The following is a 5184-nucleotide window of genomic DNA, read 5'->3' as shown; positions in this document are numbered from 1 at the left end:
GTGTGTCGGGAAGCCGGTGGCCTCGTAGATGAGGTCCATCTGCTCGTCCACGTCCGGGTCGTCCTCGACGGGTGTCTGTCTGGAGTCGACGTATGTCGCGTCGAGTTCCTCGATGATGTCGATTGTCGGGTCCGGGCGGTCGCGACGGCCGAGACAGTAGAGATTCTCGTAGCCCTTGTCGTCTACCTTCAGCATGGCGAGCGTCAGGAGTCCGAGACTGCCGTTTCCGAGGACGAATGCCGACGACGGGTCCCAGTCGAACGCCGACCGACTCGCGTAGGCGTGTTCGAGAGCCTTTTCGGTGATAGAGATAGGTTCGATGAGAAAGCCGAGTTCCGCCTGCGAGCGCGGGATGCGGACGAGATACTTCTCCGGACTGGTGAAGAACTCGGACATGTACCCGTGTGCGCCGACGATACCGCGTTCGAAGTACATCCTGGCGGGCGAGGTGTCCGTTTGGTCGCACAAAAAATATTCGTGGGTGCCCGGAGCCGGGGGTCGCCGAACGGAGGGAACGGCGATGTCGCCTCCCTCCAGTTCGGGGCTGTTCGGGTCGACGACGCCGCGAACCGCCTCGTGGCCGAGCACGAGATGGTCTTCGCCCTCTGGGAATCCCCCGTGCCCACCGGCGATGACCTCGTGGTCGGTCCCGTCGACGCCGACCCGAAGCGTCCGAACGAGCGCCTCCCCGGACTCGGGTTCCGGTCGTGGCTTTTCGATGACGACCGGTCTATCTTCCCCGCGCTTGACGGCGATTGCTTTCATACGTTTACCAATGCACCACCCCACCAAAAGACTTATTCTATGATGAGTAAATAATTCAGTACGGTGAGCGCCCAGCGTCGTCTTACCAGCCCATGACGCACCGCCACGTGCGGACCAGCCTATCCAGCCCACCCGTGTCGGCGTTCACCGGCCCGTGCCCAACCCGCGCGGAGACCGATATCCCGTGCCCATCGGTCTCCGGCGGCGGTTCATCTCCTGACGAACCGCTCATTCTTCGAGCAACGCGTCTCGAAGGCTACAATAGAATAACGCCGGGAAAACTGTTATAACCCTCGTTCAGCCGTCGATATCGTCAGACTTCGTCTGGTGGACCAACAAACGAAGTTTGTTGATATCGTCAGACTTCGTCTGACGGACCGACGAACGAAGTTAGTCGATATCGTCGACGAGTTCGTCCGCCAGTCCGACGTACGTCGCGGGCGTGAGCGCGAGGAGTTCGTCGCGAGTCGATTCGTTCACATCGAGGTCCGAAAAGAGGTCGTGGAAGTCTTCGAGGGTCACATCGCGCCCGCGAGTGAGTTCCTTCACACGCTCGTAGGCCTGTGTGTCGCCCTCGCGGCGGAGAATCGTCTGGACGGCCTCGCCGATGATAGCCGGCATGTCGTCGAGTTCGTCGCGCATGACGTGCTCGTTCGGGACAACCTTTCCAAGTCCGGTCTGGGTCTTCTTGTAGCCGATAAGACAGTGCGCGAACGCAGCACCGATATTGCGTTTGACGGTCGAATCCGAGAGGTCGCGCTGGAGACGCGAGGTCGTGACGTAGTCCGCGAGGAACGTCAGGTCAGCGTTCGCCTTCGAGAGGTTTCCTTCGGAGTTCTCGAAGTCGATGGGGTTGACCTTGTGCGGCATCGTCGACGACCCGGTTTCGCCCTCGACGGCCTCTTGGCCGAGGTAGCGGTCGGAGACGTAGAGCCACGCGTCGCGGTCGAGGTCGACGACGACGTTGTTGACGCCGCGGAAGGCGTCGAACAGCGCCGCGAGGTCGTCACACGGGTTGACCTGCGTGGCGAGCGAGGTGTGTTCGAGGCCGAGCGACCCGACGAACTCGCGGGAGAACGCGCGCCAGTCGACGTCGGGGTAGGCGGCGACGTGTGCTGCGTAGGTGCCGGACGCGCCAGCGAGTTTCCCGGAAAGGTCGTCGTTCGCGGCCTCGACGCGGGCCAGCGTGCGACCCAGACGGGAGGCGTAGACGGCCATCTCCTTGCCGAACGTCGTCGGTGTGGCGGGTTGGCCGTGGGTTCGCGCGAGCATGGGCACGTCGCGGTACTCCTGTGCGAGGCTGACGAGTTCGTCGCGCATCTCACGGAGTTCGGGGACGAGCACGTCTTCGACTGCGCCCTTGACCATCAGGCGCTGTGCGAGATTGTTCACGTCCTCGGAGGTCAGACCGAAGTGAATCCACGGGTGGATTTCGTCGTCCGTCTCGGTGCGGATGAAGTACTCGACGGCCTTCACGTCGTGGTTCGTCGCGGAGAAGCCCTCCGCACCCTCGACTTCGAGCCGTTTCACGAGGTCCGCGTCATCGTTGTCGAACTCCTCGTAGAGTGCCCGCAGAGACTCGCGTTCCGAATTAGAGAGTGAAAGCGGCGTCGCGTCGAGGTCCGAAAGCGCGACGAGGTACTCCACTTCGACTTGCACGCGGGCGCGCATGAGCGCGGCTTCACTCACGTGCTTCGCGAGCGGTGCGGTTCGGGAGGCGTAGCGCCCGTCGAGCGGTGACACCGCATAGAGCGGGTCGTTCCGGTCGGCGTCGGTCATATCTGACTCGTCTCGGTCGGGTAGGTTAAACGGCGGGGGTTCGCGCCCATCGGGGGAACCGATGTTGAGCACATGTGTGGGTACTAAAAAGCGATAGTCGGCCACTTCAGACAGTACCTATACACAAACATGACCACATCGGACGCTATGGACCGCAACCACTTTGAGGACTGCGACACGCTCTCACCACATGGTCACCATCGCCGGTCTCGCGAGCAACCGTGGACGAAACCTGCGCAACATCGCCGACCGCGCCCCTGGCGGGGCGGAACTCGGCGTCGTCGTTTCGAACCACGCCGACGCACCCATTCTCGACGCCGCCGCAGAGCGCGGCATCCCGACCGAAGTCGTCGAGCGCGACGACGACGAGTCCCGCGAGGCGCACGAAGAGCGCATCCTCGACGCACTCGCCGACTACGACTTCGACCTCGTCTGTCTCGACGGCTACATGCGCGTGCTCACATCCACGTTCCTCGACGCCGCGCCGACGACGCTCAACGTTCACCCGTCGCTTCTCCCCGCGTTCCCCGGCATGGACGCCCACGAACAAGTTCTCGAAGCGGGCGTGAAGACGACCGGCTGTACGGTTCACGTCGTCAACGAGGAAGTCGACGACGGACCCATCGTCACGCAGGAGGCCGTCCCGGTCTACGGCGACGACGACGTGGACGACCTCAAGTCGCGCGTCCTCTACGAGGCCGAATTCAAGGCCTACCCGCGCGCAGTCCGCTGGTTCGCCGAGGACCGCGTGACGGTCGAAGACGACACCGCCACCATCGAGGGCGACGTCGACGCCGGGCTTCCCGAGCGCCGCGTCACCTCCGAAGACCGCTACGACACGCTCCGCTACGGCGAGAACCCGCACCAAGACGCCGCCGTCTACGTGGACGAGACGTGCGAGGAAGCCTCCGTGGTCGGTGCGCCCCAACTCAACGAGGGCGCGAAAGGCCTCTCGTACAACAACTACAACGACGCCGACGGCGCGCTGAATATCATCAAGGAGTTCGACGAACCCGCCGCGGCGGTCATCAAGCACACGAACCCCGCCGGCTGTGCGACCGCCGACACGCTCGCTGAAGCCTACGCCGACGCCCTCGCAACCGACCCGATGAGCGCCTTCGGCGGCATCGTCGCGCTCAACCGCGAGTGCGACGCCGAGACGGCCGAACTCATTATCGACTCGTTCAAGGAAGTCGTCGTCGCGCCCGGCTACACCGACGACGCGCTCGACGTGCTCACGGAGAAGAAGAACCTCCGCGTGCTCAACGTAGGTGAACTCGGTGACCGAACCGAGACCTACACCGAAAAGGCGCTCGTCGGCGGGCGACTCGTCCAAGAGCGCGACCTCTGGACCCCGACGCTCGACGACCTCGAAGTCGCCACCGAGACGGAGCCGACCGACGAGCAGTTAGAGACGATGCTCTTTGCGTGGAAAGTCCTGAAGCACGTGAAGTCCAACGGGATTCTCTTCGCCAAGGGTACCGAGACGGTCGGCGTCGGCATGGGACAGGTCTCCCGCGTTGACGCGGTCGAACTCGCCGCGATGAAGGCCGAGGAGCACGCCGAGGGCAAGGACGCACAGGGAGCCGTCATGGCCTCCGACGCGTTCTTCCCGTTCCCGGACGGCGTCGAGAAGGCGGCCGACGCGGGTATCGAGGCGGTCATTCAGCCCGGTGGGTCGGTGAACGACGACAAGGTCATCGAGGCGTGCAACGAGCGCGGGATTGCGATGGTGTTCACTGGGGAGCGGTGCTTCCGCCACGACTGAGCGGAGCGAAGGAGTGGCGGAAGTCAGTGAGACGAGCGAAGCGAGTCTCACGCGATTTCAGACACGATTTCGCTGTGCTCAATCGTGTCTGAAACTCGTGGCCGCGTGTAACGAGGACACGGGACTTTAGGTGCGAGCGAGCAACGCGAGCGAGTGCCTAAAGCTAATTACCCAACCGCTAGTCTCACAACTGCTCTGACCAACCGCTACTGCTCTGACCAACCGCTAGTCTCACAGCCCCCAACCACCACTTATTCCCACAAACTAACACCGACGGGTTCCTTCAAGTGCTGACGAGTCGAACACAGATGCATGTACGAGGATATTCTGGTGCCGACAGACGGGAGCCGTGGGACGATGCAGGCAATCGAGCACGCGCTCGAACTCGCGGGCGCGAACTCGACGGTACACGTGCTTTCGGTCGTCGACCAGCGCATCTATCTCGCGGCCGGGGGCGACCAGCAGGACGCGGTCATCCAGTCGCTTCGAGACGACGCCATCGACGCCGTCGAGAAGTGCGCCGACGAGTGCGAAGGAGCGTGTGACACGACCACGGCAATCCGCGAGGGCGTTCCGCACCGAGTCATCCTCGAATATGCGGACGAACACGACATCGACGTGGTCGTGATGGGAACCCACGGTCGGACGGGCCGCGACAAACTCGCATCGCTCGGAAGCGTCACAGAGCGCGTCGTAGAGAACGCCCACCGACCGGTCCTCGTCGTCCATATCGACGAGTAGTCCGTTCGCGCCCGATGAGCTGTCCCTTACACACATCTGACGCCGCCCACGATCTTACGCTTCTTTCTCTATTTACACCGTGTCTCCTGCCAACACTGCTCCTTTGCGACTGTTCACTTCTCACTTTGCCG

At 63.0% G+C, this 5184-nt stretch carries 4 protein-coding genes; 2 read left to right on the top strand and 2 right to left on the bottom strand.

The annotated features are described in order from the left end of the window. Both QT222_RS06970 and purB read right to left on the bottom strand, forming a co-directional pair. A partial coding sequence (locus tag QT222_RS06970; RefSeq protein ID WP_491476745.1) for an alcohol dehydrogenase catalytic domain-containing protein occupies positions 1 to 765 on the bottom strand: 765 nt, incomplete at its 3' end. A gap of 390 nt (positions 766 to 1155) precedes the next feature. Beyond that, complete coding sequence (gene purB / locus QT222_RS06965; protein WP_004572582.1) at positions 1156 to 2544, bottom strand: adenylosuccinate lyase; 1389 nt, start codon at positions 2542 to 2544, stop codon at positions 1156 to 1158. 190 nt (positions 2545 to 2734) lie between these two features. On the opposite strand from purB, the gene purH reads away from it, so the two are divergent. Together purH and QT222_RS06955 are read left to right on the top strand one after the other, a co-directional pair. After that, positions 2735 to 4312 (top strand): bifunctional phosphoribosylaminoimidazolecarboxamide formyltransferase/IMP cyclohydrolase, encoded by a 1578-nt coding sequence (gene purH / locus QT222_RS06960; protein WP_491476744.1) that lies wholly within the window; start codon positions 2735 to 2737, stop codon positions 4310 to 4312. A 312-nt stretch (positions 4313 to 4624) separates the two neighbouring features. After that, a complete protein-coding gene (locus QT222_RS06955; protein ID WP_004572580.1) occupies positions 4625 to 5053 on the top strand; it encodes a universal stress protein in 429 nt (142 codons plus the stop codon). The last annotated feature ends 131 nt before the right edge of the window (positions 5054 to 5184 follow it).

It is taken from the genome of Haloferax sp. s1 (assembly GCF_058382125.1).
Note: the sequence above shows the minus strand (reverse complement) of the source record. Positions and strands in the feature narration are given on the sequence as shown.

What these genes read in the sequence shown, in the direction of transcription:
- purH (WP_491476744.1), top strand. Translation starts at nt 2,735, where the DNA reads ATGGTCACCATCGCCGGTCTCGCGAGCAACCGTGGACGAAACCTGCGC.
- purB (WP_004572582.1), bottom strand. Translation starts at nt 2,544, where the DNA reads ATGACCGACGCCGACCGGAACGACCCGCTCTATGCGGTGTCACCGCTC.
- QT222_RS06955 (WP_004572580.1), top strand. Translation starts at nt 4,625, where the DNA reads ATGTACGAGGATATTCTGGTGCCGACAGACGGGAGCCGTGGGACGATG.